Origin of the sequence: Thioalkalivibrio sp. ALJ21 (genome assembly GCF_000378605.1) — a bacterium.
GTDB lineage: Bacteria > Pseudomonadota > Gammaproteobacteria > Ectothiorhodospirales > Ectothiorhodospiraceae > Thioalkalivibrio.
The window spans coordinates 938957-962579 of record NZ_KB905156.1; the positions used below are offsets into that span (position 1 = coordinate 938957).

General features: G+C 66.3%; 24 protein-coding genes and 1 tRNA gene. 14 read left to right on the plus strand and 11 right to left on the minus strand.

Annotation, left to right across the window (positions count from 1 at the left end):
• Positions 1-28: 28 nt before the first annotated feature.
• Positions 29-1426: a glycoside hydrolase 100 family protein gene (locus F579_RS0110535; RefSeq protein WP_019023258.1), complete on the plus strand. Its 1398-nt coding sequence runs from the start codon at positions 29-31 to the stop codon at positions 1424-1426.
• Between the two features lie 13 nt (positions 1427-1439).
• The gene (locus F579_RS0110540) at positions 1440-3611 is read left to right on the plus strand and encodes an HAD-IIB family hydrolase (protein WP_019023257.1); all 2172 of its coding nucleotides are present in this window, start codon (positions 1440-1442) and stop codon (positions 3609-3611) included.
• Positions 3612-3642: 31 nt separating this feature from the next.
• Here the strand turns inward: F579_RS0110540 and coq7 are convergent, their stop codons facing one another.
• Entirely contained in the window at positions 3643-4281 is a 639-nt protein-coding gene (coq7, locus tag F579_RS0110545; protein ID WP_018138905.1) for a 2-polyprenyl-3-methyl-6-methoxy-1,4-benzoquinone monooxygenase, read from the minus strand.
• 55 nt (positions 4282-4336) lie between these two features.
• A complete protein-coding gene (locus F579_RS0110550; RefSeq protein WP_081616922.1) occupies positions 4337-5629 on the minus strand; it encodes a (Fe-S)-binding protein in 1293 nt (430 codons plus the stop codon).
• On the opposite strand from F579_RS0110550, the gene F579_RS0110555 reads away from it, so the two are divergent.
• The 5 genes from F579_RS0110555 (at position 5628) to F579_RS0110575 (ending at position 9658) form a co-directional block, all read left to right on the plus strand.
• Positions 5628-6362, plus strand: a complete 735-nt coding sequence (locus tag F579_RS0110555; protein ID WP_019023255.1) for a YdiY family protein — start codon at positions 5628-5630, stop codon at positions 6360-6362. The genes F579_RS0110550 and F579_RS0110555 overlap by 2 nt on opposite strands.
• Positions 6363-6416: 54 nt before the next feature.
• Positions 6417-6722, plus strand: coding sequence for a ferredoxin (locus F579_RS0110560; RefSeq protein WP_019023254.1), 306 nt, complete (start codon positions 6417-6419; stop codon positions 6720-6722).
• 60 nt (positions 6723-6782) lie between these two features.
• Positions 6783-6859, plus strand: a tRNA-Met gene (locus tag F579_RS0110565).
• A 146-nt stretch (positions 6860-7005) separates the two neighbouring features.
• Positions 7006-7215 carry a hypothetical protein gene (locus tag F579_RS0110570; RefSeq protein WP_017925179.1) on the plus strand — a complete coding sequence of 70 codons (210 nt, stop codon included), beginning with the start codon at positions 7006-7008 and terminating at the stop codon, positions 7213-7215.
• Between the two features lie 208 nt (positions 7216-7423).
• Entirely contained in the window at positions 7424-9658 is a 2235-nt protein-coding gene (locus F579_RS0110575) for a hypothetical protein (RefSeq protein WP_019023253.1), read from the plus strand.
• Positions 9659-9704: 46 nt separating this feature from the next.
• Here the strand turns inward: F579_RS0110575 and F579_RS0110580 are convergent, their stop codons facing one another.
• From F579_RS0110580 to F579_RS0110590, 3 genes are read right to left on the minus strand one after another with little or no spacing between them, the layout of a single operon-like run.
• Positions 9705-10718 (minus strand): M14 family metallopeptidase, encoded by a 1014-nt coding sequence (locus F579_RS0110580; RefSeq protein WP_019023252.1) that lies wholly within the window; start codon positions 10716-10718, stop codon positions 9705-9707.
• Between the two features lie 8 nt (positions 10719-10726).
• Positions 10727-12163, minus strand: coding sequence for a glutamate--cysteine ligase GCS2 (locus tag F579_RS0110585; RefSeq protein WP_019023251.1), 1437 nt, complete (start codon positions 12161-12163; stop codon positions 10727-10729).
• 2 nt (positions 12164-12165) lie between these two features.
• Positions 12166-12609, minus strand: a complete 444-nt coding sequence (locus F579_RS0110590) for a hypothetical protein (RefSeq protein WP_019023250.1) — start codon at positions 12607-12609, stop codon at positions 12166-12168.
• 145 nt (positions 12610-12754) lie between these two features.
• Here F579_RS0110590 and F579_RS0110595 point away from each other — a divergent pair, with 145 nt between their 5' ends.
• From F579_RS0110595 to F579_RS0110605, 3 genes are read left to right on the plus strand one after another with little or no spacing between them, the layout of a single operon-like run.
• Positions 12755-13315 (plus strand): RNA polymerase sigma factor, encoded by a 561-nt coding sequence (locus F579_RS0110595; protein WP_019023249.1) that lies wholly within the window; start codon positions 12755-12757, stop codon positions 13313-13315.
• Positions 13308-14120, plus strand: coding sequence for a hypothetical protein (locus F579_RS0110600; protein WP_019023248.1), 813 nt, complete (start codon positions 13308-13310; stop codon positions 14118-14120). Before F579_RS0110595 ends, F579_RS0110600 begins: the two co-directional genes overlap by 8 nt.
• 40 nt (positions 14121-14160) lie before the next feature.
• Positions 14161-14649, plus strand: coding sequence for a DsrE family protein (locus F579_RS0110605; protein ID WP_019023247.1), 489 nt, complete (start codon positions 14161-14163; stop codon positions 14647-14649).
• Here the strand turns inward: F579_RS0110605 and murU are convergent.
• From murU to F579_RS0110620, 3 genes are read right to left on the minus strand one after another with little or no spacing between them, the layout of a single operon-like run.
• Positions 14634-15326 carry an N-acetylmuramate alpha-1-phosphate uridylyltransferase MurU gene (murU, locus tag F579_RS0110610; protein ID WP_019023246.1) on the minus strand — a complete coding sequence of 231 codons (693 nt, stop codon included), beginning with the start codon at positions 15324-15326 and terminating at the stop codon, positions 14634-14636. The two genes, F579_RS0110605 and murU, sit on opposite strands and share 16 nt — an antisense overlap.
• Positions 15326-16312 carry an aminoglycoside phosphotransferase family protein gene (locus tag F579_RS0110615; RefSeq protein ID WP_019023245.1) on the minus strand — a complete coding sequence of 329 codons (987 nt, stop codon included), beginning with the start codon at positions 16310-16312 and terminating at the stop codon, positions 15326-15328. Before F579_RS0110615 ends, murU begins: the two co-directional genes overlap by 1 nt.
• Positions 16309-17106 carry a phosphodiesterase gene (locus tag F579_RS0110620; RefSeq protein ID WP_019023244.1) on the minus strand — a complete coding sequence of 266 codons (798 nt, stop codon included), beginning with the start codon at positions 17104-17106 and terminating at the stop codon, positions 16309-16311. The genes F579_RS0110615 and F579_RS0110620 overlap by 4 nt, the downstream gene beginning before the upstream one ends.
• 141 nt (positions 17107-17247) lie before the next feature.
• Between F579_RS0110620 and dksA the strand changes: the two genes are divergently transcribed.
• Complete coding sequence (gene dksA, locus F579_RS0110625) at positions 17248-17673, plus strand: RNA polymerase-binding protein DksA (protein ID WP_019023243.1); 426 nt, start codon at positions 17248-17250, stop codon at positions 17671-17673.
• 36 nt (positions 17674-17709) lie between these two features.
• Positions 17710-18588 (plus strand): sterol desaturase family protein, encoded by an 879-nt coding sequence (locus tag F579_RS0110630; RefSeq protein ID WP_019023242.1) that lies wholly within the window; start codon positions 17710-17712, stop codon positions 18586-18588.
• A gap of 27 nt (positions 18589-18615) precedes the next feature.
• On the opposite strand, the gene argA is transcribed toward F579_RS0110630, so the two are convergent.
• From argA to F579_RS0110645, 3 genes are all read right to left on the minus strand, one after another.
• The gene (argA, locus tag F579_RS0110635) at positions 18616-19857 is read right to left on the minus strand and encodes an amino-acid N-acetyltransferase (protein ID WP_019023241.1); all 1242 of its coding nucleotides are present in this window, start codon (positions 19855-19857) and stop codon (positions 18616-18618) included.
• A gap of 207 nt (positions 19858-20064) precedes the next feature.
• The gene (locus F579_RS0110640) at positions 20065-20535 is read right to left on the minus strand and encodes a DUF192 domain-containing protein (protein ID WP_019023240.1); all 471 of its coding nucleotides are present in this window, start codon (positions 20533-20535) and stop codon (positions 20065-20067) included.
• A gap of 15 nt (positions 20536-20550) precedes the next feature.
• On the minus strand, positions 20551-20823 hold the full coding sequence (locus F579_RS0110645) for a heavy-metal-associated domain-containing protein (protein WP_017925193.1): 273 nt from the start codon (positions 20821-20823) through the stop codon (positions 20551-20553).
• Positions 20824-20905: 82 nt separating this feature from the next.
• Between F579_RS0110645 and ilvD the strand changes: the two genes are divergently transcribed.
• Together ilvD and radC are read left to right on the plus strand one after the other, a co-directional pair.
• Positions 20906-22759 carry a dihydroxy-acid dehydratase gene (ilvD, locus tag F579_RS0110650; RefSeq protein ID WP_019023239.1) on the plus strand — a complete coding sequence of 618 codons (1854 nt, stop codon included), beginning with the start codon at positions 20906-20908 and terminating at the stop codon, positions 22757-22759.
• A 185-nt stretch (positions 22760-22944) separates the two neighbouring features.
• Complete coding sequence (gene radC / locus F579_RS0110655) at positions 22945-23616, plus strand: DNA repair protein RadC (RefSeq protein WP_019023238.1); 672 nt, start codon at positions 22945-22947, stop codon at positions 23614-23616.
• Positions 23617-23623 lie beyond the last annotated feature (7 nt).

The window sequence follows — 23623 nt, forward strand, 5'->3', positions numbered from 1 at the left end:
GACCCGTGTCTCCCTTAGACTCAGGGGTATGAACCAGCTTCCGCCTGATGCCCGAAACCCGACGCTGGAGTCCGCCTTCCAGCTTCTTCGTGATGCCGAGGTGCGTTATCAAGGCCGCGCGGTGGGAACCGTCGCCAGCCTGGATGCCCGCGCGCCCGCGGATAACTACGCCGACTGCTTTATCCGCGATTTCGTGCCCTCCGGGCTCGTCTATCTGCTGAACGACGAGCCCGAGGTGGTGCGCGACTTCCTTTCGCTGATCCTGCAGATTCGCGATACCCAGGAAGAGATCGAAGGTCACCGCCGCCTGCCGCGCGTGATGCCGGCGAGCTTTCGCGTGTTCACCGACGAAAACGGTCGCGAGGCCCTGGCCGCGGATTTCGGTGACCGCGCGATCGGTCGCGTAGCCCCGGTGGACTCGATGATGTGGTGGGTGCTGCTGCTGCGCGCCTATCAGAACCGCACCGGAGATCACGACTTCATCAAGAGCCAGGATGTGCAGCGCGGCATCCGGCTGATCCTCAGTATCTGTTTGCAGGACCGTTTCGAGGTCTTCCCGACCCTGCTGGTGCCGGACGGCAGCTTTATGATCGACCGGCGCATGGGCGTGTTCGGCCACCCGCTGGAAATTCAGGCGCTGTTCTACGGCATGCTGAAGGCCTCGCTGGCGATGCTGGAACCCTGCGATACCGACTCCGAACAGCTCTGCGAGCAGTCCGCGATCCGTACCCGGCAACTGTCCGATTACATCCGCCATTACTACTGGCTGGACCTGGAACGCCTGAACGATATCCACCGCTACCGCACCGAGCACTTCGGCCACGAGTCGGAGAATGCGCTGAACATCTATCCCGAGAGCATCCCCGACTGGCTGGTGGACTGGCTGCCGTCGGAGAGTGGGTATCTGGTCGGCAACCTGGGGCCGGGACGCATGGATTTTCGCTTCTTCAGCTTCGGCAATCTGCTGGCGGTCCTGTTTGGCCTGGCCGACGAGCGCCAGTCGCGCTCGATCATGCAGACCTTCGAGCAGCGCTTCGAGGACTTGATCGGGACCATGCCGGTGAAGATCTGCTACCCGGCGATGAGCGGCGAGGAATGGCGCCTGCTGACCGGCTCCGACCCCAAGAACACTCCGTGGTCCTATCACAATGGCGGCAACTGGCCGGCGTTGCTGTGGGCGTTTACCGGTGCCGCGCTGCGGGTCGGGCGCCCGGATCTCGCGCGCAGCGTGCATGCGGTGGCGGCGGAGCGGCTGCACCGCGATGACTGGCCGGAGTACTACGACGGCCGTCACGGTCGGTTGATCGGTCGGCGCGCAAACTACCAGCAGACCTGGTCGGCTACCGCCGTGCTGGTGTCGCAGGCCCTGCTCGACAATCCCGATACCATGAGCCTGTTCGACAGCCCCGAACCCGAATTGCCATGAGGCATGTGCGTCGATGAAAAAGACCCAGAGCAAGGCCCGTGACGGCGAGGGCCTGTACCTTGTCCTGGTCAGTGTCCACGGCCTGATCCGGGGCCGGGATCTGGAACTGGGACGCGACGCCGACACCGGCGGACAAACACTCTATGTGGTCGAGCTGGCGCGCGCGCTGGCGCGACACCCGCAGGTGGGCCGGGTCGATCTGCTCACACGGCGCATTGTCGACGGCCGGGTCGCGGACGATTACTCCGAACGCGAGGAGTCGCTGGGCGACGGCGCCTTTATTGTGCGTCTGGATTGCGGGCCCAAACGCTACCTGCGCAAGGAAAAGCTCTGGCCCTATCTTGACTGCTTCGCCGACAACGCCCTCGGGCATATCCGCGAGGTCGGGCTGCGCCCGGACGTGATTCACGGGCACTACGCCGATGCCGGGCATGTGGCGGTGCGCCTGTCCAACCTGCTGGGCGCGCCGATGCTCCAGACCGGGCATTCCCTGGGACGGGTCAAGCGCGAGCGCCTGCGCGAGGGCGGGATGTCCGATGCCGACATCGAGTCGCGCTACGATATCGCCACCCGCATCCACGCCGAGGAAGAGGCCCTGGCCCATTCCCATCGGGTGATCGCCAGCACCCGCCAGGAGATCGGGGAGCAGTACGCGACCTACGACAACTACCAGCCCGAGCGCATGGAGGTGATCCCGCCCGGGACCGACCTCGAACGCTTCTATCCGCCCAAACGCGGCCAGCGCAAGCCACCGATCTGGCCCGAGATCCGGCGGTTCCTGCAAAAGCCCGATCGCCCGCTGATCATGGCGCTCTCCCGGGCCGACGAGCGCAAGAATATCCGCGCCCTGGTCGAGGCCTACGCCGGCAACGAGTGGCTGCGCGAGAACGCCAATCTGGTGATCGTGGCCGGTAATCGCGACGACATCCGCGACCTCGACAAGGGGGCGCGCGACGTACTAAAGGACCTGCTGCTGCGCATCGACCGCCACGACCTCTACGGCCGCGTGGCCTACCCGAAGCACCACAGCCCCGAGGACGTGCCCGACCTCTACCGCCTGGTCGCGTCCAGCAAGGGGGTGTTCGTCAATCCGGCGCTGACCGAGCCGTTTGGCCTGACCCTGATCGAGGCTGCTGCCAGCGGGGCCCCGATCGTCGCCACCAACGACGGGGGCCCCGAAGAGATCATCTCGCGCTGCCACAATGGGTTGCTGGTCGACCCGCTGGACCCGGAAGGGATTGCCGATGCGATCCAGGGCATCCTCGCGGACCGCCCGCGCTGGCAGCGCTATTCGCGCGCAGGCCTGAAGGGCGTGCGCCAGCACTACTCCTGGGACGGGCATGCCGAGAAATACGTGAAGCTCGTCAAGGCGCTCAGCAAGGAGGTGCGCCAGACACGGCGCGAACAGCGCTCGACCTCCGGCCGGCTGGCCAAGGCTGATCGTGCCGTGATTACGGACATCGACAACACCCTGCTGGGCAACGACAAGGCCACGCGGGCCTTTGTCGCCTGGCTCAAGCGCCACCGCAAGCAGGTGGTGTTCGGCGTGGCCACGGGCCGGCGGGTGGATTCCGCCGCGGCCGTGCTGGAAGAGCACGGGGTGCCCGCGCCGGACGTCTGGATCACCTCGGTGGGCAGCGAGATCCATTACGGGACGGAGCGCACCGAGGATCGCGGCTGGGCGCGGCATATCAGTCATCGCTGGGAGCCCGATCGCCTGCGCGAGTGTCTGCTGAAGGTGCCCGGGCTGGAGCTGCAGCCCGAGGAGGACCAGCGGGCGTTCAAGGTGAGCTTCTTCGTCGATCCTCCGGGGGAGTTGGATGCCGAGAGCATCGAGACCCGCCTGTACCGCGAAGACCTGCATGCGCGTGTGATCTACTCGCACAAGCGTTATCTGGATCTGCTCCCGGTGCGCGCCTCCAAGGGGCTCGCGGTGCGCTACTTGTCCGACAAGTGGGGCATCCCGCTCGAACATGTGCTGGTCGCCGGGGACTCCGGCAATGACGAGGACATGCTGCGCGGGCGGCTGCTCGGGGTCGTGGTCGGGAATCACCAGCCGGAGCTGGAAGGGTTGCGCGGTTTCCAGCGCATCTTCTTTGCCGATGCGACCTATGCGCGCGGTATCCTCGAGGGCATTGAGCACTTCGATCTGCCCAACCGCTGCGACATCCCGGCCGACGAATAGCGCTGGCGGGTCCAGCGCTCCGGAGCAGGTCTCAGATCCAGTAGGCGGTGCGTGTCATCACGGTCGAGGTGAGCGGCATCAGCACATTGCGTACCGGCCAGGGTGGGGGCTTGCCGCCCAGCGCCATCGCATGCGCCCCGTGTTCCACCTCGTCCTGCTTCATCTGCTCGAGGATACGGGCGGAGGTCTCGTCGCTCTTCGGCAAGCGCTCCAGGTGGCGGTCCAGGTGGCGTTCGACCTGACGCTCGGTCTCGTCGATAAAGCCCAGACTCCAGGCATCCCCTGCCAGTCCCGCCACGGCGCCGAGCCCAAACGAACCGATGTACCAGAACGGCCCCAGCAGGCTGGTGTGGCCGCCCAGTTCGTGCACGCGCTGCGCGCACCAGTGCAGGTGGTCGCCTTCCTCGCGCGAGGCTTGGTCCAGGTGTTCGCGGATCTGTGGATTGCGCGCGGTCAGCATCTGCCCCTGGTACAGCCCCTGGGCGGCGAGTTCGCCGGCATGGTTGACCCGCATCAGGCGCGTCGACAGCTGGCGGTCTTCCTCTTCCAGGTGTGGCCAGTCATCACCCCCGGGCGACGGGCGGCCGGTGGAACGGGCGTGGCCGGCCACGACCTTGACGAAGGCGTCGGCCTGACCGATCAGGTGATCCAGGGGGCTGAGTTTGCGCATGGGGGTGCCCGTTTCGCAGGGAATAACTAAAGCGTAACGCAAGCGATTGCGGCCGTCAGGTCCGGGAGGGGCCGGAGCCGAGCCGGCTGGCCAGAAAGCGGGCTGGCGAGAGGATGGGCGGGCCCCTGTGATCTTCGGCCAGGGCGCGCAGGTGGACGCTGCAGCCGACATTTGCGCTCACGATCACATCCGGGGCATCGGCAGTCAGCGCATCCAGCGTAGCCGCGCCCAGCCCGTCGGACATCTCCGGCAGCGCGAGCATCGCGGCGCCACCCGCACCGCAGCAGTTCGGGGCGCCGGACACGTCCGCCAGGGTGACGCCTGGCAGCCGCTGCAGCAGTGCGGTCAGGTCGTGGGTCTCGCGCGTCACGTTGCGCAGGGTGCAGGGCAGGTGCAGTGCGATGCGTACCGGGCTGTCGCGCCAGGTCGGAGGCGCGGCGTCAGCCTTGATGTATTCGCTCAGGAACCGGGTCAGGCTCACGCTGCGTCCCCCCAGGCTGCCCTCGGGGGTTTCGCGCAGCGTGGCCTCGCAACCGCTGTCCAGCGCGATCACGGGCATCTCGCCGGCCAGGGCCTCTGCGTTTCGCTGTTGCAGGGCGCGCGCGGCCTGTGGCCGCCCACCATGCTGTTCCAGTGCCCCGCAGCAAACCTGGTCGCGCGGTACCGCGACCCGGAACCCCAGCGCATTCAGTACGGCGAGCGCGGCCTCCAGGTCCGGTCCGGTAAAGAAACGATCCATGCAACCGGTAAACAGCAGGGCATCCGCGTGTTCCGGGGCCACGGTGTCCGCCAGTCGCGGCGCCGGGGCGAGCGAGGCACGGGTATGGTCCAGGGTGCGCCACAACCGCTGTCCGGGGCGCAGCCAGCGCTGCACCCCGGTCTTCTGGGCGATGCGGGCGGCCATGCCACCGAGGGCGCGCAGTGACTCGTGGCGCAGAGCCGAGGCCTGCAGGGACTGGCGCCAACGGGCGGTGGCGGGGCGGTCCTCCTGCGGGTTTTCCTCCAGGATCTCGCGTGCGCGATCCATCAATGCGCCGAACGGTACGCGTGCCGGGCAGACGGCCTCGCAGCTGCGGCAACCGAGACAACCCTCCAGGTGTTCGCGTAGGCGGGGCGCCTGCGGCTCCAGTCGGCCCTGGGCCAGCCCCTGCATCAGGGTCAGGCGCCCGCGCGGAGAGTCCCCTTCGACTCGGTGCCAGGCATAGGTGGGGCAGTGCGGCAGGCACAGCCCGCAGTGGACGCACTGGTCAGCCGCGGAAAGACCCTGAAACCGGGGCGGTTGGTCCGACGCACCGAGGGGCTTTGCTAGGGTTTCGTCCCCATTACTCTGTCCCGGGAGAGGTTTCATGCTGCGTTTTGCCCACCCTGTTCGTTCCTCGCTTGCCCTGTTCATGCTGGTGAGCATACCAGCCCTGCCCGCCATCGCCTGGGATGCAGAAGGCTGGGAGACCAGTATCGAGCTCGGGGCCTCCAAGACCACAGGGAACACCGAGTCGACTACGGCCAATGCCCGCTTCCGCTCGCAGCACACGGCGGAAGAATGGCGCAATCGGCTGCGTCTGGACGGGTACTACCACGAGGAAGACGACGACACGACCGGGCAGCGCTATGTCGGCAGTTACCAGCTGGACCGCAAGCTGGGCGAACACGATTACCTGTTCGGTGCCGCACGCTACGAGCGTGACCGGTTCAGCAGTTATGTGTACCAGAGTTCGCTGACCGGCGGTTACGGTCGCCGGCTGGTGGATCGCGAGACCGTCAAGCTGGACGCCGAAGTGGGTGGCGGTATGCGGCAGTACAAGCAGCGCATGGAGGGCAGCACCGAACGCGAGCCGGTGGCCCGCTTTGGCGGCAATTTTCGCTGGGACTTCTCCGAGAATGCGCGCCTGACCGACGAACTGCTGATCCTTTATGGTTCGGACAACACCGAGATTGAAAACATCCTCTCGCTCACCGCGGACATGACCAGCCGGCTGGCACTGCGCACCAGTTTCACGGTCAAGCACAACACCGATGTCGAGCCGGGCACCGAGAATACCGACACCATTACCGACGTGAGTCTGGTCTATCGCTTCCAGTAACCGGACTTTTCGCATCCCGCGCTATGATGCGTTGATTGAATGACGGAGCACACGATGGGCTACTACGAACGCCACATCTTCTTCTGCACCAACTGCCGCGAAGACGGCAACTGCTGCGAGGACCACGGGGCGACCGAGATGCGCGCCTACGCGAAGGATCGCGCCAAGGCGATGGGGATCCACGGCAAGGGGCAGGTGCGGGTCAATACCGCCGGCTGCCTGGACCGCTGCAACGAGGGCCCGATCGCGGTCGTGTATCCCGAGGGTGTCTGGTACACCTATCACGACGAGCGCGATATCGACGAGATCCTCGAGGAGCACCTGCAGAACGGACGGGTGGTCGAGCGCCTGCAGATCTGACCCGCTTCGCGCATCTACTTGACTTTGAGCGGGCGGCTCCGGAGAATTCGCAGCCCGCGTGGCTACGTAGCTCAGCTGGTTAGAGCACATCACTCATAATGATGGGGTCCCCTGTTCGAATCAGGGCGTAGCCACCACCGTCTTCCCGAAAGGGGCTGCTTCTTCGGCAGCCCCTTTCTTGTTCTGGGGGGGGGCTGCGTCGGTTTGTTGCTGGCCTTCCAGGGCTCGGCTAGACTGCGCCCCGGCCGGCCCGGCTCATTGCGACCAATATCGGACGAACTCCATGAAACGTTACGGAATCCGCATCCGCCTGCCGGAAGGCAGCACCATGGGTATGCCGCACCTGCTGGGTCCCGATTGGGAGTCCTACCGCTGGTATGACAGCGAGCAGGCGCGCGAAAAGGCCTTGGCCGACATGCAGCGTGATCTGCCGAATTACCGCAAGGGTGACCACGTCTCCCAGGTGCTCGAGCGCGTCGAGCGCGACGGCTGATTTTTTCAGACGATGCGTCCCCGCATCGCCCGTCTTTAGTCTGACGGCCTGCCGATACTTCGAACGCTTCCCAATCGCCTGATCCCCTGACATACGTGGTCGGTCGGCCCGTGGCTCCTGTCTGGTTGAAACCCCGCCCTCGCCATGCTTTAGTGCGAGGCGCAAGGAACCAGCGCTCATTTTTGGCGATTCACACAGGAGTACAGGCATGTCCACGTCCAAGCCCAGCGATACGACGCCGGAGAACCCGCCCGAGGATGCGGACAACGCCCTGACTGAAGGGGTCGTGGCGGCACCCCCATCACGGCCGCGCATGGCCATGCCGGCCGCGGGTGCCAGTCGCGCGTCGATGCGCACCACCCAGGATCGCGCAGAGCCGCACTACTTTACCGAGCGCGACCTCGACCGGATCCTCGAGAATCTCGATCACCTGCGCAGCACGGTCTTCCCGCGGCTGACCAAGGGGGGCGCCGCCGATGAACACAAGCAGCAGTGCTTCCCGTCGGTGTGCCTGATCGGCGTCGGGCGCTGCGGCTCCAACGTGGCTCTCGATGTAGCCGCGCTGGTCCACAGCGCGCGTTCGGAATACATGCGCGAGCTGGATAACGAGGAAAATGGTGGCCGCGAGAAGGAGATGCGGCCGCTGCGCTGGATTCGCAAGAGCCTGAACCTGCCGCCGTCCAATGCCGTGAAGCCGGTGTTTTTGATCGAGCCGATGGTGATGCTGGGCGACCTCGACAAGGACATCGAGGGGCGCATCCGCTTCTCCAGTCGTGCCGGGCAGGACAACTTCATCGACAACTACAACAAGATGAAGATCATGGATCTGTCCGAGGTGCATGCCGGCGGGGCCGGTAACGCGCCCATCCTGGGCCAGTACCTTGCGCGCATCATCCTGAACAAGGACACCGACCAGTTCTCCAACGAAGACTGGAAGTTCATCCACTCCTATCTGATCGACTCCTGCGGCATCAAGGCCAACCAGTCGCGGCTGTACTTCTACATCTTCAGCGCGGGCGGGGGTACGGGCTCCGGCATGGCCTCGGAATTCGGGCTGGCGCAGCAGTACTCCTACATGCGCAAGACCTTCGACCCGAAGCTGGAAAAGCGCGACAAGGCCAACCGCGACCACTCGTTCGTGTTCGAGCCGATCTTTGCCGCCGGAATCTGCATCCTGCCGAACATCCAGGACAACAGGGTGGAGATGTCCGAGGCGCTGCACATCAATGCCGGGCGCCTGCTGTGCAAGTATCTCGCGGAGGAATGGGACTTCTCCTACAACTTCGAGGCCGAGGAGACGCGCGACGAGGACATGATGCACCGCATACGTCCCTGGAACGCGATGATGCTGATCTCCAACGACATCATGCGCTACGCGGAGGAGACCGACGACGGCAATATCCGCAATGTCGACGTCAACGCCATGGAGAAGTACGCCAACCAGTACATCTCTCAGCAGATCTTCAACATCCTGACCGCGCAGGCGGTCACCACTGACTACGACGAAGATTATTTCCGCCGCGCGGGGGTCGACATCGGCGAGACGATCCGCCTGGATGCGAATGACCTGTTCATGAGCCTGGCGGGGCCGGTGGCCGTGGCCTACGCGGAGTCCGAGGTGGCGACCGGTGAGCAGGCCCCGGTCGGGCAGGGTTCGCTGGATATCGATGACCTGTTTTACCGGTCCATCGATCTGCCGCATTTCAACAAGCAGACCGAGGCGATCGAGGGCATTAGCCTGCTGCCGATCGATGCCCCGCGCTACCGCGAGGCCTTGAAGAAGTACAAGGAGTCGAGCATGGACGCGGTCCATCTGCGCGACCTGCACTTCTTCAAGAACTGCTCGTCCATCGTCACGATCCTGTCGCTGCCGAAGGACTACAAGCTGTCCTACATGGACCTGAACCGGCTGAAGACGCACCTGAACGGGCTGTTCCCGAACACCACGCTCAAGCGCTATGCCCTGGTCATCGGGGCCTCGGCCAACCTGTCGCTGACTACCCTGGTGGTGAAGAGCCCCTGCCTGTCGGACGACTTCCTGACCCTGTTCGTGGCCTACATCAAGCGCTGCTTCGCCAATGACAAGACCCGCTTCGACGACACACTCGACCATGCGGTCCTGGACCTGATTCGGGCCGAGGAATTCGACGAGCAGCGCGTGGACGAGATGCTCAACGAGTTCGAGAACCCGACGCGCATCCTCGATACCAACTGGTATGCGATCAAGCCGATGTACGAGAAGAAATATCGCGAGATGTGCAGCGACGAGCAGAGCTTCGTCTCGATCAACGACATCCGGCTGAGTCGCGAGAACGTCAAGCAGGCGATTCGCTACCTGCGCGAGATCTACCGCCACCGCACCAGCAAGACGCAGATCATCAGCCTCAACGATGGCAAGACCGGTACCACCGCGACCAAGCGCCGGACCAGCAGCAAGAAGTAGGAAAAGCGGGGTCTGCCCCTGAGGCGTCAGGGGCCGATTCCTTGCCTCAGGGTAGGGCCAGCGGCTCCATCAGGTAGCACAGGCAGTCCTGCGCAATCACCCGTGAGTCCAGCGTCAGCATCGACGGCATCGCCGCGCGCTTGAGCCGGATCTCGTCGCCGCGGGTTTCCAGGTATTCAGCCGTCACCTCGCTGCCGTCCTCGGCGATCGCGACCAGCGGGCTGTCCACCTCCGGACGGATCCGTACCAGCGTTGAACGGGCCGGGAGCAACTGGAAGTTCAGGCGATCCAGGTCGGGTTCGAGGCGGACATCGTGCTGGGCGTCCAGTCCGGCCTGCAGCCCGGGTCGCACCCGCACCTGGGCCACGGTGTGGAAAATCTCGATATCCTCGGCACGCGGTGGATGCTCCGGAAAGTGATCCAGGTGCAGTACCGCATTCAGCATCTCGACGGCGTGCTGGATGCCCGACTCGTCATTCGGCGGGCCGCATTCCAGTGTCACCGAGGGGGCGATCCGTGCCAGGGCCATCGAGGCAACGCCGCGCGGGCGCGTGAAATAGACCACCGTACGCCCGAACAGCGCCGCCAGGTTCATGAAGGCCGGGTCCAGGCGGTTGATGCAGGCGTAATGCGGGTTGCGCCCGGTGTTGTTGTGCAGATCGACCGCGGCGAACAACCCGCGCTGTTCCAGGCGGCGACAGACCTCGGCGAAGCGCTCGGCCTCCGGCGATCCCGCCTGCTCGGTGCCGGGCCAGATGCGGTTGAAGTCTGGCTGCTCGTCGAGATGGCGCTGGCTGACGGCCGCGGCCCGCGGGTTGCCGATGATCAGTGTCAGTGCCCGCGGCAGGGGCTTCCCGGTGTAGTACCGCAGTAGCTGCTGGACGGCCTGCAGGCCCACGGGCTCGTTGCCGTGCAGCAGCAGGACGACCGCGACGGCCGGGCTGCGTTGCCCCTCCAGGTGGATCAGTGTGGGCTCCGGTACGCACTCGTGCAGGTTCTGCGGGGTGGCGTCGAGAAAGCCCTCGGGCAGTTCGTGGAGTTCGGGCAGGTCTTGGGTCATGGGTTGAGTCAGAGTCCCCAGGTGTGGACCGGCGAACCGGTGTTCTGCCAGCCGCGATAGGCGCGTACGAGACCGGACCAGTCACGGCCGTGACGTTCGACCCAGTCGCGCTGCCACTGGGCCCCGGTCTGCCGCGTGGCGGTGCGCGCCGCGATGATTCCGAGCAGGCTGTTGGACTCGGCGGGGTCCACGCCCAGGCGCTCAAGGCCAGCGGCGGCCCGGGGTAGCAGGTGCCGCCGGATCAGCCGGGGGGCCGGCTCCGGCTCCGCGTGTCCCCAGCGCAGCCGGGCGTCCAGTCCGTAGCGCGCGGCATTGTAGAAGTTGTCGCGTGCCTCCGAGAAGGGTGTGCCCAGTGTGCCGTCGGGCGATTCGTGAATCAGGTGCTCCGTCAGCCCCATCGCGAACGCCGTGTTCGCCAGCATGTCGATCAGTGTTGGCCCGGCCGGAAGACAGCGGAACTCCAGTCGCAGGTTGCGTCGGCCATGTTCGTCGACGCCCACGATGGGCCGGTTCCAGCGCCAGATTGTCCCGTTATGCAGGGCCAGGTGACGCAGCTCCCGCGGCGGGGCATCGAGCCTGGCCGGCAACAGGACCGGAAAGTGCTCCAGATTCTCGGTAAAGAGTTCGCCGATCGAGCGATGCAGATAGCCCGTGCCAAAGGTCACGCGGCGGATCGGGCCGCGCGCGCTGTCGGCAAAGCCACCCACCTCGACCGACTGCTCAAACACCGGGATACGGCTCTCGCACCACAGGTCATGACCGAACACGAACGGGGTATTGCCGGCCGCGGCCAGTACCGGGGCGCTGGCCACCAGGCTGGCGTTGTAGGCGCGGTGGGCGATCGCGGGACGCGTTTCCGTGTGGACCTGGAACGAGGTGGCCAGGGCCTCCAGCATCACGTCGCGGTGGGCGTGCTGCAGATGCTCGCGTCCAACGATGTCGAGCTGGAGCGGCCGTTGCGCACGCTGTTCCAGCACTGCCGTATTCAGCGCGCGATAACGCGCCTGGGGGGACATGTGGTGCAGGCCGAGGTCCGCCGGCTGGAGGGTCGGGAGGGTGCCGGCCATCAGGAGTTCGGCCTGGTGGTGGCGTGCGGCGCGGCGCGCCTGGCGCAGGGTCTCGTTCAGCTCCGAGAGGATCGCGGCAAAGCACCCGGGGCCTATCTGGAAGACCGACGAGTTGAGCTCGAGGTTGAACTGGGCGAGTTCCAGCGTGGCCAGTGGACTGTCCATGGATTCGAGGACCCCCTGGTTGACCGGCAGGGGGCGGCCGGCCGCGTCGCAAAGCCAGGCCTCGATCTCGAACCCGAGCCGTGGCGGGACTTCGGGGCCATCCGACTGCAGTTCCAGCCATTCGTGCAGCAGCGCCGTCTCGCGGCCCAGGGCGGCGCGAAAACGCTCGTAGTCCCTTGCGTCGAAGTGCTCGTCGGCGATCTCCTGGCCCAAGATCAGTCCTCGTCCGGCGCGTCGTCGTAGAGGCTTTCCAGGAGGTCGCCCCAGACCTGTTCGTGCTGTTCGAGGAAGGTCAGCAGCGCCTTGCGAAAGGCCAGGTAGTCGGCCTCGAAGGCCGCAAAGTCCTCGCCGCCGTTCAGCAGTTTCGCCGCACGGTCGGTCTGCTGCAGACTGTCGCGCAGGTTGAGTGCGGCCGCCATCGCCCCCTTTACGCGTTCGCGTTCGTGCGGGATCCAGGCGCGGTCGGACAGCAGCGATCGCAGGTTCTCGCCCAGCTCCAGCAGGCGTTTGCGCAGGCGGGGTACCGCCCCGATCGTCCCGGTCTTCAGGTCCCCCCAGACGGCGTCCGTGATCAGGCGCGCCCAGCGCTCGCGCAGGTCGCGGGTGGTCTCGGGGTCGAACGCAAAGGAGGCTTCCAGTTGTTGCGGATCGAAGGGCATTGGGTATCCTGAGGCTGGGGGATTCGGGACACAGGCCACAAAGAGAACGGTCTGGACCGGAATAGCGCTGCGTTGGGTAGCGTCCTACAAGGTACAAGAACAAGCAAGGCCGCACGTACGGCCCTGCGGATGGAGGAAATACAACATGGCGACCTGGTTCGCACAGAGGCGGCTGCGTCAGAAGGTCTGTGACCTTCGACCGCAGATGTACCGCATGGCCTTTGCCTGGTGTCACGACGCCGCCCTGGCCGATGACCTGGTGCAGGAAGCGATGATGAAGGCCCTGACCCGGCTGAAATCGCTGCAGGACGAGAGCGCCCTGAAGGCCTGGGTGTTCCGCATCATGACCAACTGCTACCGGGACTGGGGGCGGCGGCAGAAGGATACGGTGGACGTGGACAGCATGGAGCTGCCCTGCGAGGACTGTCCGGAGATGCAGACCGAACGCAACCGGATGGTGTCGGATGTCCACCGCGCGATGGCGCAGTTGAGCGCGGATCACCGGCAGGTGGTGTCGCTCGTGGACCTGGAGGGGTTCGCATACTCGGAGGTCTCGGAGGTGCTGGATGTGCCGATCGGGACCGTAATGAGCCGTCTGAGCCGGGCTCGGGCGCAACTGAAAAAGGTGCTGTTGGAACAGCAGGCCGACCAGGGGCAAGCGGCCGGTGGACCCCATCTTCAGGTAGTGAGGAATCGGCATGGCTGAACACCGTCTCAATGCGCAGGATCGCCCCAGCGAGGAGATTCTCAATGCGTTCGTCGATGGCGAATTTTCGCCCGAGGATCGTCTCAACACGCTGAAGCTGATCTCCTCCAGCGAACGCCTGAGCCGCGAGGTCTGCGACATGCACCAGCTCAAGGAGCTGGTGGGTATGGCCTATCAGGACCTGCCAACGGCCCAGTCTGGTGCCGGGCACTGCCGGATCACCCGATCCTCACGCACCCACTGGTTCCCGTCGATGGCGGCCGGGGTCGTGGCGCTGGTGCTGGGGTCCCTGGCAGGTTACGAGATTACGCGCGATGCCGGATTTCTCGCGAGCGGCGAACCGACTGCATGGATCGGTGGTGATGCCGGCGAGACGGCGCTGATTGCCGGTGGTGATCAGGCCAGCGGTTCCGCGCCGCAGGTCGTCGCGGCAAGCGAGACCGACCAGATCCTGCTGCATATCAACGAGGCCGACCCGAAATCCATGGCCGAGCTGCTGGACGACATCGAGGCGATGTACCGCGACGCGGCGGCCGATGGTCGCGAGTTGAACGTGCAGGTCGTGGTGCACAACAACGCGATGGACTTCCTGCGCACGGACCGGGCCCCGTATCCCGAGCGTGTCGCGGCGCTTAGCCAGGAATATGCAAGTCTGAGGTTCACGGCCTGCGCGCAGACCCTTGATCGTCTGGCGCGCGAGGAGGGCGGCACGGTGGACATCCTCCCGCAGGCCGAACGGATCGATTCCGGCGTGGCCGAGGCCGCACGCCGCCAGGCCGAAGGCTGGATCTACATCAAGGTATGAACCTGGATACCACGGGTAGACCCGAGGCCCTGGCCCGGCGATGAAGCCATTCTCGTTTCCCGCGCGCCCCGGCTGGTTCCTGGCCGGGGCGCTTTTCGTCCTGTCGCTGGGGGGCACCTGGGCCCTGTTCTCGTTCGAGCGAGACGGCGGCGAGGTCGCCGAGGCCGACGACACGCTGCAGGTGGTGTACCACATCAATGCCGATGACCCGGCGCTGCACCTCAACGCCCTGCGCAACCTGCAGAATCATATCGACGGGAGTGGCGTGGATCGCCTGGAGATCAAGGTCGTGATGCACGGTGGCGGGGTCAGTCTGCTGCAGCACGCCAAGGGTGACCCTGACCTTCGCAGTACCGTGGATACCCTGAAGATGCAGGACGTGCGGTTCCTGGTCTGTGGCAACACCCTGGACAAGCGGGGGATCGAGCTGGACGATCTGCATGATGCCCAGCCCGAGGACCGCGTGCCCTCGGGTATCGGCGAACTGACCCGGCTGCAGCGCGCGGGCTACACCTATATCAAGCCGTAACCGCGGCGCCGGTCGATGTCCGTCTCCAGTGCCGCGAGGCGCTCGGGGGTGCCGATGTCGCGCCAGTCCCCCTGGTAGTGCTCTCCGCTCACCCGACCACTGTCGATGGCCTCGCGCAACAGGGGCCCCAGTGGGCGGCGCCCTTCGGGCAGGTCGGCGAACAGCGCGGGGTGATACCAGCCGATGCCGCTGAAGGTCAGTGGCGTGCCCGTATCGAGTGAGACCCGCCCGCCGGACAGCCGAAAATCGCCCTGCGGGTGGTGCGGCGGGTTGTCTACCAGCACCAGGTGCGCGAGCCGGCCGCTTTCCGCGAGCGGTGGTTCGGCGGGAGGGTGGAGCGGGTGCTCGCACCAGACGTCGCCATTGACCACCAGAAACGGCGCGTCGCCCAGCAGGGGCAGGGCCTGGCGGATGCCCCCCGCGGTTTCCAGTGCCCCTTCCGGTTCCTCGGAGTACAACAGTCGCGTGCCTGCGTACTCGGCCCCCAGCGCCTCGCGGATCTGTGCGCCCAGGTGTGCGGTGTTGATTACCACCGTGCGGTAGCCGGCCCCGACCAGGCGCTCCAGGGTGTAGGTGATCAGCGGGCGCCCGGCGACCGGTAGCAGTGGCTTCGGGCAATGGTCGGTCAGCGGCCGCATGCGCTCGCCGCGGCCGGCGGCCAGGATCATCGCGCGCATCAGGCGTGCTCCCTGTCCGTGTGGGCGGCGAACCAGCGGGCGACCGGTCCCAGTTCGCGGTGGCGCAGGCCCTGCTCCAACAACCGATGCAGGCGCGGCAGGTGCTCAAGATAGCGGGGCTTGCCGTCGCGTTCGGCCAGGCGCACGAAAATGCCCAGGATCTTCACCGTGCGCTGCACGCCCAGCACGTGATAGTGCGCCATGAATGACGCGCGGGGGATGTCCGCGTTCGCCAGATAGTGTTCGAGCCCGCGGGCGACCGTGTCGGCCGAGACCTCGCGGCGCGCATCTTCCAGCAGCGACACCACGTCATAGGCGGGGCTGCCGACCACCGCATCCTGAAAGTCCAGCAGCGCGCAGGCCTGCTCGTCGCCGGGAGGCAGCATCAGGTTGTCGACGTGGAAATCGCGCAGCACCAGCGTGTCCGGGAGACGCGGCAGGGCATCCAGCACCTGGTGCCAGGCACTGTCGAACTCCGCACGCATGGCCTCCGGCATGACCTGCCCGCTCAATCGAGGCCAGTACCAGTCCGCGTACAGGGCCGTCTCTGCCAGCAGGCGCTCGCGGTCATAGGGGGGAATGTGATCAGCGCGGCCTTGCTCGGGCCAGCGCCGATGCAGCGTGGCCAGCGTATCCAGGGCGCGCTGGTACAGCGACCATTCGTCCGCTCCTTCGGCCAGGGCCCGGGTGAAGGTGCGGTCCCCCAGGTCCTCCAGCAGCACAAAGCCCCAGTCGGCGTCGTGTTCGAGTACTCGGGGCGGCCGCAGCCCTAGGTTCTCCAGCAGCCGCGCAATCCGCACGAAGGGCCAGGTCGCCTCGCGTTCGGGCGGGGCGTCCATGATCACGACCGATACCCCGTCCCGCCGTGCGCGGAAATAGCGGCGAAAGCTCGCATCCGCACGCAGCAGCCGCAGATCATCGAAATCCCCGGCCAGGGTTTCCAGCCACCGCTGCAGGGCCTGGGTGCGAGCGTCTGGCGTATTCATGCCGAGGGTTCCATGGCCATACGGGTCCCCGGTACGCGGACCACCTGTGTATCGAATCGCCCATCCGGGTGCAGATCCAGGATGCGGTAGCCGGCTTCCAGGGCCGCATCCAAGGCGAACGCTTCGGAGCCCGGCATGAACTGCACGCAGGTCGAAGGGCAGCCTAGTAGCTCGATCGCACCCCGCCGGGTCCGGAAGTCCTGGTGGATGTGCCCGAACAGGCAGGCGCGCACCTGCGGATGGCGGTCGAGCACCGTGAACAGCGCGTCCGGATCGAGCAGCCCCAGCCGATCCATCCAGGCACTGCCGATGGCCACGGGTGGATGGTGCAGGGCGACGATGGTGGGGCGGTCCGGATCGGCCGACAGGCTTCGTTCCAGGCGCTCGCACTCTGACGCGTCCAGACACCCGGCCGCCTCGCCGGGGGTGCTGGAATCCAGGCCGATCAGCTTCCAGGGCCCCAGCATCCTCTCGCCATGGACCTGGCAGGTCCCGGACTCCAGGGTCGCGCGCAGGGTCTGCGAATCGTCGTGGTTGCCGGCGAGCGCCAGCATCGGTTCGTGTCGCGCGCGCAGCAGTTCTGTCAGCCGCATGTAGGTGGCGGGTTCCGGGTCCTCGGCCAGATCGCCGCTCAGCAGCAGGACATCCGCCGCCGGCTCCCGAGGCAGGGCGTCGAGGATTCGTTCCAGCTGGGTGTCGCTATCCGGATAACCGGCCCGGATTGGTCCGGGGTCGCGGCCCAGGTGGGTATCACTGATCTGGATCAGGCGCTGCGTGGTTCTCATGGTGTGCATGGGTTCCCATGAAGTCCGGCGATTGTTGCGCGGCGTTTGCCGTCCGCGCGGGGAAGTGCCCTATACTGGATCGGGTGTACCTGTCGTCGTGCCGGGTCCGTTCCGACATGGTGTCGGAAGACGGTCCGGCGAGGGGCCGATATGAGCCAAGAAGCCGAATCCATCCTGGAGTCCGGGTATCGTCCGTCCGAGGACGAACCCTACATGAATCCGCGTCAGCTGGACTACTTTCGCGCCAAGCTTGAGGCCTGGCGTGCGGAACTGATCGAGGAGTCCGAGCAGACGCTCGAGCACCTGCGCACCGAGAGCTGGCAGGAACCGGACCCTAACGACCGCGCGACCCACGAGGCCGACGCCGGGCTGGAGCTGCGCACGCGCGATCGCTACCGCAAGCTGCTGAACAAGATCGATGCGGCCCTGGCGCGTATTGATCTGGGTGAATACGGCTACTGTGAGGAGACGGGGGAGCCGATCGGGATCGCTCGCCTGGAGGCCCGTCCGATCGCGACCCTGAGCGTGGCGGCCCAGGAGGCCCATGAACGCAACGAGGCGCGTTTCGGTCAGTAGACAGGGGCGCAGTTGCGCCCGCAGCTTGGAAGACGCATGGCGGACTGGTTTCTGACGCAGGAGCCGATTGTTCGAATCGGCATCCTGTTGTCCGTTCTGGCGATCATGGCGACCTGGGAGATCCTGGGGCCGCGGCGTCCCCTGTCGGTGGGCAAGGCCTATCGCTGGTCGAACAACTGGGGTGTGGTGATTACCGGCACGCTGCTGACCCGGTTCCTGTTTCCGGCGGGGCTGGTGGGTCTGGGGCTGTTTGTCGAGGCCCAGGGCTGGGGGCTGCTACAGGTGCTGGATCTGCCCTTCTGGCTGGTCGTGCTGATTGCGGTCGTGGTCCTCGATTTCGCTATCTGGGCGCAGCATGTGATGTTTCATGCCATCCCGTCGCTGTGGCGGCTGCATCGCATGCACCACGCGGATCTCGACTTCGACTTGACCACTGGCCTGCGCTTCCACCCGCTGGAGATCCTGCTGTCGTTCGGCATCAAGGCCATGGTGGTGGTCGCAATCGGCGCCCCGGCCCTGGCGGTGCTGATCTTCGAAGTGATCCTCAGTTCGCTGGCCCTGTTCAACCACTCCAATGTGCGCATGCCGGCGGCGGTGGACCGGGTGCTGCGCTGGTTCGTCGTCACGCCGGACTTTCACCGCGTCCACCACTCCTGGTATCCGCACGAGACCAACTCCAACTTTGGATTCAATCTCTCGCTCTGGGACCGGATCATGGGGACCTACCGCGCGCAGCCGCAGGATGGGCATGACGGGATGACCATCGGGCTCAACCAGTTCCGTGATCCCGCCTGGGAGCGGCTCGATCGCATGCTGATCCAGCCCTTCGTCGGGCCCGCCGACAGCTATCCGATCAATCGCCGGCCCGAGACCGAGGGGGGTTCGAACGAGGAGGTCACCCACCGCCGGCGCTGACGGCGCTGTTGCGGCAGGCAGCAGAGGTCAGGGCTGGAGCCGTTTCGTGTAGACACGGGAGTTGCGCGCCTGGTTGTAGTGCGCGCGCCGCTCGGGCGGCAGATCATCGACCTGGCCGGTCGTGTAGCCGCGCTCCTGAAACCACTGCGCGGTGCGGGTCGTCAGTACGAACAGCTGTCGTGCGCCCTGTTCCCGCGCCAGCGACTCCATGGCCGCCAGCAGGCGGTCGCCCCGGCCGCTGCCGCGATAGTCGGCGTGCAGGGCCAGGCAGGCGATCTCCGCGGCCTCTTCGCCAAACGGATACAGCGCGGCGGTGCCGATGATCAGTCCGTCGGCATCCAGCACCTGGAAGCGCTCGATCTCCAGTTCCAGATGTTCGCGCGCGCGATGGACCAGGATGCCCTCGGCCTCCAGCGGCTGCAGCAGGGCATGGATACCGCCGACATCGTCGATCGTCGCCTGACGCAGCCGCTCCAGCGGTTCGCGCGAGACCAGGGTGCCGATCCCCTGGCGGGTGAACAACTCGATCAGCAGCCCGCCATCGTCATGGCGATCCACCAGGTGGACGCGCATCTCGCGCTGGCGGCACACATCGATCGCGCTCTTGAGGTGATTGGCCAGTTCTTCCGGCAGATCGTCCGATTCCGCCAGGAGCCGTTCCGCGGCGGGCGCGGTCAGCTGGCCCAGGACCCCGTGTTGCGGATCGCGCAGGACCCCCGCCTCGGTCAGGAAGATCAGCTTGTCCGCGTTCAGTGCGATCGCGACCTGGGTCGCCACGTCCTCGCCGGAGAGATTGAACACCTCGCCGGTGGGTGAGTACCCCAGCGGCGAAACCAGCGCCACCTGTTCCCGGTCCAGCAGGTTGCGCAGGGCCTCGGTATCGACCCCGCGTACCTCGCCGGTGTAGTGAAAGTCCACGCCGCCACGTACCCCAAGGGGGCGCGCGGTGACGAAATTGCCGCTGGCCACGCGCAGCCGCGCATTGCCGGTGCCCGGCTGGCCCAGACTGCGCGAAAGCAGCCCCTCGATCTGCAGGCGCAGTCGGCCGACTGCATCCAGGACTGCCTCCAGTGCCGGCGCGTCGGTGACCCGCAGGCCCTCTGCGTACTGCGGCGTCAGGCCGCGCTCGGCCAGCCGGGCCTCGATCTGGGGGCGTACGCCATAGACCAGCACTACGCGCACACCGAGGGCGTGCAGCTTGGCGATATCGCGCATCAGCTCCGGGAATTCCGGTGCCAGCGCGGCCTCGCCGGCCAGCGCGATGACCATGGTCCGGCCCCGGTGCGCGGCGATATACGGCACCGCCCCGCGGAACCAGTCGAGTTCCGAGGGGTGCGGGGCGGCCCGGGTTTCACTGGGTGCGCCGGGCGTGGCACTGGCGGTGGCGGGAGGGTTCACGGGCGTGTCCGCGCGCGGATGGGCTTGTCGGACAGTGTAGGGAAAGCACGCGGTGGGCGCATCAGTGTGAGATTTGAGCTATTTCTTGCCCAGTGCGCGCGGGAGATCGTCGATCCGGTCGCCGGCGCTGACATCGTTTTCCGCGAACCAGCCCGCGTTGACCTCCAGCGCATAGAGCACGTCGCGCTCGGCTTCGTGCAGGGTGGTGGTCTGCGGCTCCATGGTCTCGATGTTGGTGATGCGGTAGTCGGTATCAATGAACGCGACGTCCAGCGGGATGTAGGTGTTGCGCATCCACATCGCGTAACGTGCCGGGCGGTCCCAGACGAACAGCATCCCGCGGTCGTCGGCCAGTTCCTCGCGGTACATCAGGCCCTGGCGGCGGGCCGGCTCGTCGGCGGCGATCTCGATGGTCAGCGTGCGCTCGCCGACCTTGAGTTCGGCGACGGGCAGGCCGGAATCGGCCTGGGTCGCGCCCCACAGCAGCAGGACCCCCAGCAAAGCTGCGCCCGCCACGAGGGCGGGCGCGATACGCGGGAATGAGCGCATCTCGCCTGTTGCCGGCTAGTCGCCGCTCATGCGCCCCACGGCGCAGCTGGCGAAGGACTTGGCCTTGGCGCTGGCGGAGCGCAGACCGGAGACCGAGCCCACCTCGGGGTAGCCCATGCTGGCCAGCTTCGCGGCGACCGCCTCGCGGGCGCTGTCCGGGGCCTGGACCTCCACGGCGCCGCCTTCCACGTCCACCTTGGCTTCAGTGACGCCTTCGACCTGCATCAGGCCCTTGCGGATGGAGCTGGCACAGCCGCCGCACTTGATGTTCTCGACCTCGATTTTCATTGCCTGGACCTCGGGATACTGGGGTTTGTACGAGTCATTATGTACGATTCCGCTTCTGCATAAACGTTCACGAGACCCGATCATGCCCGTCTACCGTTCTCGCACCACCACCCACGGCCGCAACATGGCCGGCGCCCGCGCCCTGTGGCGCGCCACAGGCATGAAGGATGGCGACTTCGGCAAGCCGATCATCGCCATTGCCAATTCCTTCACCCAGTTCGTGCCCGGGCACGTGCACCTGAAGGATCTGGGCCAGCTGGTTGCCGGTGAGGTGGAAAAGGCCGGAGGCGTGGCCAAGGAGTTCAACACCATCGCGGTGGATGACGGCATCGCGATGGGCCACGGCGGGATGCTTTATTCGCTGCCCTCGCGCGAGATCATCGCCGATTCGGTCGAGTACATGGTCAATGCCCACTGTGCGGATGCGCTGGTGTGCATCTCGAACTGCGACAAGATCACCCCGGGGATGCTGATGGCCGCGATGCGCCTGAACATCCCGGTGGTGTTCGTTTCTGGCGGCCCGATGGAGGCCGGCAAGGTGAAGGTCCCGGGCAGTGACAACGTGATCCACCTCGACCTGGTGGATGCGATGGTCAAGGCCGCCGACTCCAGCGCCAGCGACGAGGAGGTGGAGGCCATCGAGCGCTCCGCCTGCCCAACCTGTGGTTCCTGCTCCGGCATGTTCACCGCCAACTCGATGAACTGCCTGACCGAGGCCCTGGGCCTTTCGCTGCCGGGCAACGGCTCGCTGCTGGCCACCCACGCCGGGCGCAAGTCGCTGTTCGAACAGGCCGGTCGACGCGTGGTCGAGCTTGCGAAGCGCTATTACGAGCAGGATGACGAATCCGTGCTGCCGCGTTCGATCGCCACCTTCGAGGCCTTCGAGAACGCGATGAGCCTGGACATCGCGATGGGCGGCTCCACCAACACCGTGCTGCACCTGCTGGCGGCCGCGCGCGAGGGCGAGGTCGACTTCACCATGGCCGACATCGACCGCCTGTCGCGCAAGGTCCCGAACCTGTGCAAGGTGGCCCCGGCCACTCAGCTCTACCACATGGAGGACGTGCACCGCGCCGGTGGCGTGGTCGGCATCCTTGCCGAGCTGGATCGTGGCGGGCTGATTCATCGCGACGTCCCGACGGTCCACGCCGACACCATGGGTCAGGCGCTGGAGCAGTGGGACGTGATGCGCCACGCCGCTGCCTCCGAGACCCTGTACAAGGCCGCGCCGGGCGGCGTGCCCACGCAGGTCGCGTTCAGCCAGGACAAGACCTGGGACAGCCTCGACATCGACCGCGAGAACGGCTGCATCCGCGACATCGAACACGCCTACTCGCAGGACGGCGGCCTGGCCGTGCTCTACGGCAACATGGCCCCCGACGGCTGCATCGTGAAGACCGCAGGCGTCGACGAGAGCATCCTGAAATTCTCGGGTCCCGCGCGGGTATTCGAGAGCCAGGACGCGGCCGTCGAGGCGATCCTCGGCGACCGCATCCAGGCGGGTGACGTCGTGATCATCCGCTACGAGGGCCCGAAGGGCGGCCCCGGCATGCAGGAGATGCTCTACCCGACCTCGTATCTGAAGTCCAAGGGGCTGGGCAAGGAATGCGCGTTGATCACCGACGGGCGCTTCTCCGGCGGCACCTCCGGGCTGTCCATCGGCCACGTCTCGCCGGAGGCCGCGCAGGGCGGCTCCATCGGCCTGATCGAGGAGGGCGACACCATCGTGATCGACATCCCCGGGCGCGAGATCCGCATCGACGTGGACGACGCCACCCTGGCGGCCCGGCGCGAGGCCATGGAGGCCCGTGGCGCGAAGGCCTGGAAGCCCGAGTCGCGCGAACGCCCGGTCACCCAGGCCCTGCGCGCCTACGCCCTGATGACGACCTCCGCCGCGTTCGGTGCGGTGCGCGACATCTCCCGCTTCGAGGACTGACCAACGGCTACCACCAGGGTCGTAGGATGCGTTGAGCGGCAGCGAAACGCATCAAGGTTGTCATTGGTGTCCGAATCGATGCGTTTCGCTTTGCTCAACGCATCCTACGGTTCTTCGCTACGGTCGGGATGACCGAGACAGCCTGGACCGAAAAAACCAAACGACCGAACCACAGGGAGGTGGGGATGGCGATTACCGACTGGCCCGCGGCCGAGCGTCCGCGGGAGAAGCTGATCGAGCGGGGCGCGGCCGCGCTTTCGGATGCGGAACTGCTGGCGATCTTTCTGCGCACCGGCGTGGCCGGCAAGAGCGCGGTCGATGTCGCCCGCGATTTGCTTAACCGTTTCGGCGGGCTGCGGCCCCTGCTGCAGGCCGATCAGGCGGGGTTCTGCGCGGCGCCGGGGCTGGGGGATGCCAAATATGCCCAGCTGCAGGCGGTGCTCGAGATGGGGCGGCGGCACCTGGCCGCCGATCTGGACCGTGGCGATGCGTTGACTTCGCCGACCGCCACCCGTCAGTTCCTCGCAGCCCGCCTGCGTGACTATCCCTTCGAGGTCTTTGCGGTCCTGTTCCTGGACAACCGCCACCGGGTGATCGCGTTCGAGGAGCTGTTCCGCGGCACGATTGACGGCGCCGCCGTGCACCCCCGCGAGGTGGTGCGGCGCGTGCTGCGCCACAATGCGGCCGCGGTGATCCTGGCCCACAACCACCCGTCCGGGGTGGCCGAGCCCTCGCGCTCGGATATCGCGATCACCCGGCGCTTGACCGAGGCCCTCGGGCTGGTGGATGTGCGGATCCTCGATCACGTGGTGATCGCCGACACCCCGATATCGATGGCCGAACGGGGGTTGCTATAGACCCTGG

Excerpts from the sequence above, each read along its gene's own strand:
- F579_RS0110555 (WP_019023255.1), top strand. The coding sequence starts at position 5,628 with ATGCTGCGTTTTGCCCACCCTGTTCGTTCCTCGCTTGCCCTGTTCATG.
- F579_RS0110590 (WP_019023250.1), bottom strand. The coding sequence starts at position 12,609 with ATGCCCTTCGATCCGCAACAACTGGAAGCCTCCTTTGCGTTCGACCCC.
- F579_RS0110570 (WP_017925179.1), top strand. The coding sequence starts at position 7,006 with ATGAAACGTTACGGAATCCGCATCCGCCTGCCGGAAGGCAGCACCATG.
- F579_RS0110550 (WP_081616922.1), bottom strand. The coding sequence starts at position 5,629 with ATGAAACCTCTCCCGGGACAGAGTAATGGGGACGAAACCCTAGCAAAG.
- F579_RS0110615 (WP_019023245.1), bottom strand. The coding sequence starts at position 16,312 with ATGAATACGCCAGACGCTCGCACCCAGGCCCTGCAGCGGTGGCTGGAA.
- F579_RS0110575 (WP_019023253.1), top strand. The coding sequence starts at position 7,424 with ATGTCCACGTCCAAGCCCAGCGATACGACGCCGGAGAACCCGCCCGAG.
- ilvD (WP_019023239.1), top strand. The coding sequence starts at position 20,906 with ATGCCCGTCTACCGTTCTCGCACCACCACCCACGGCCGCAACATGGCC.
- dksA (WP_019023243.1), top strand. The coding sequence starts at position 17,248 with ATGAGCCAAGAAGCCGAATCCATCCTGGAGTCCGGGTATCGTCCGTCC.
- F579_RS0110560 (WP_019023254.1), top strand. The coding sequence starts at position 6,417 with ATGGGCTACTACGAACGCCACATCTTCTTCTGCACCAACTGCCGCGAA.
- F579_RS0110620 (WP_019023244.1), bottom strand. The coding sequence starts at position 17,106 with ATGCACACCATGAGAACCACGCAGCGCCTGATCCAGATCAGTGATACC.
- coq7 (WP_018138905.1), bottom strand. The coding sequence starts at position 4,281 with ATGCGCAAACTCAGCCCCCTGGATCACCTGATCGGTCAGGCCGACGCC.
- murU (WP_019023246.1), bottom strand. The coding sequence starts at position 15,326 with ATGCGCGCGATGATCCTGGCCGCCGGCCGCGGCGAGCGCATGCGGCCG.
- F579_RS0110630 (WP_019023242.1), top strand. The coding sequence starts at position 17,710 with ATGGCGGACTGGTTTCTGACGCAGGAGCCGATTGTTCGAATCGGCATC.
- argA (WP_019023241.1), bottom strand. The coding sequence starts at position 19,857 with ATGGTCATCGCGCTGGCCGGCGAGGCCGCGCTGGCACCGGAATTCCCG.
- F579_RS0110600 (WP_019023248.1), top strand. The coding sequence starts at position 13,308 with ATGGCTGAACACCGTCTCAATGCGCAGGATCGCCCCAGCGAGGAGATT.
- F579_RS0110605 (WP_019023247.1), top strand. The coding sequence starts at position 14,161 with ATGAAGCCATTCTCGTTTCCCGCGCGCCCCGGCTGGTTCCTGGCCGGG.
- F579_RS0110580 (WP_019023252.1), bottom strand. The coding sequence starts at position 10,718 with ATGACCCAAGACCTGCCCGAACTCCACGAACTGCCCGAGGGCTTTCTC.
- F579_RS0110595 (WP_019023249.1), top strand. The coding sequence starts at position 12,755 with ATGGCGACCTGGTTCGCACAGAGGCGGCTGCGTCAGAAGGTCTGTGAC.
- radC (WP_019023238.1), top strand. The coding sequence starts at position 22,945 with ATGGCGATTACCGACTGGCCCGCGGCCGAGCGTCCGCGGGAGAAGCTG.
- F579_RS0110640 (WP_019023240.1), bottom strand. The coding sequence starts at position 20,535 with ATGCGCTCATTCCCGCGTATCGCGCCCGCCCTCGTGGCGGGCGCAGCT.
- F579_RS0110645 (WP_017925193.1), bottom strand. The coding sequence starts at position 20,823 with ATGAAAATCGAGGTCGAGAACATCAAGTGCGGCGGCTGTGCCAGCTCC.
- F579_RS0110540 (WP_019023257.1), top strand. The coding sequence starts at position 1,440 with ATGAAAAAGACCCAGAGCAAGGCCCGTGACGGCGAGGGCCTGTACCTT.
- F579_RS0110535 (WP_019023258.1), top strand. The coding sequence starts at position 29 with ATGAACCAGCTTCCGCCTGATGCCCGAAACCCGACGCTGGAGTCCGCC.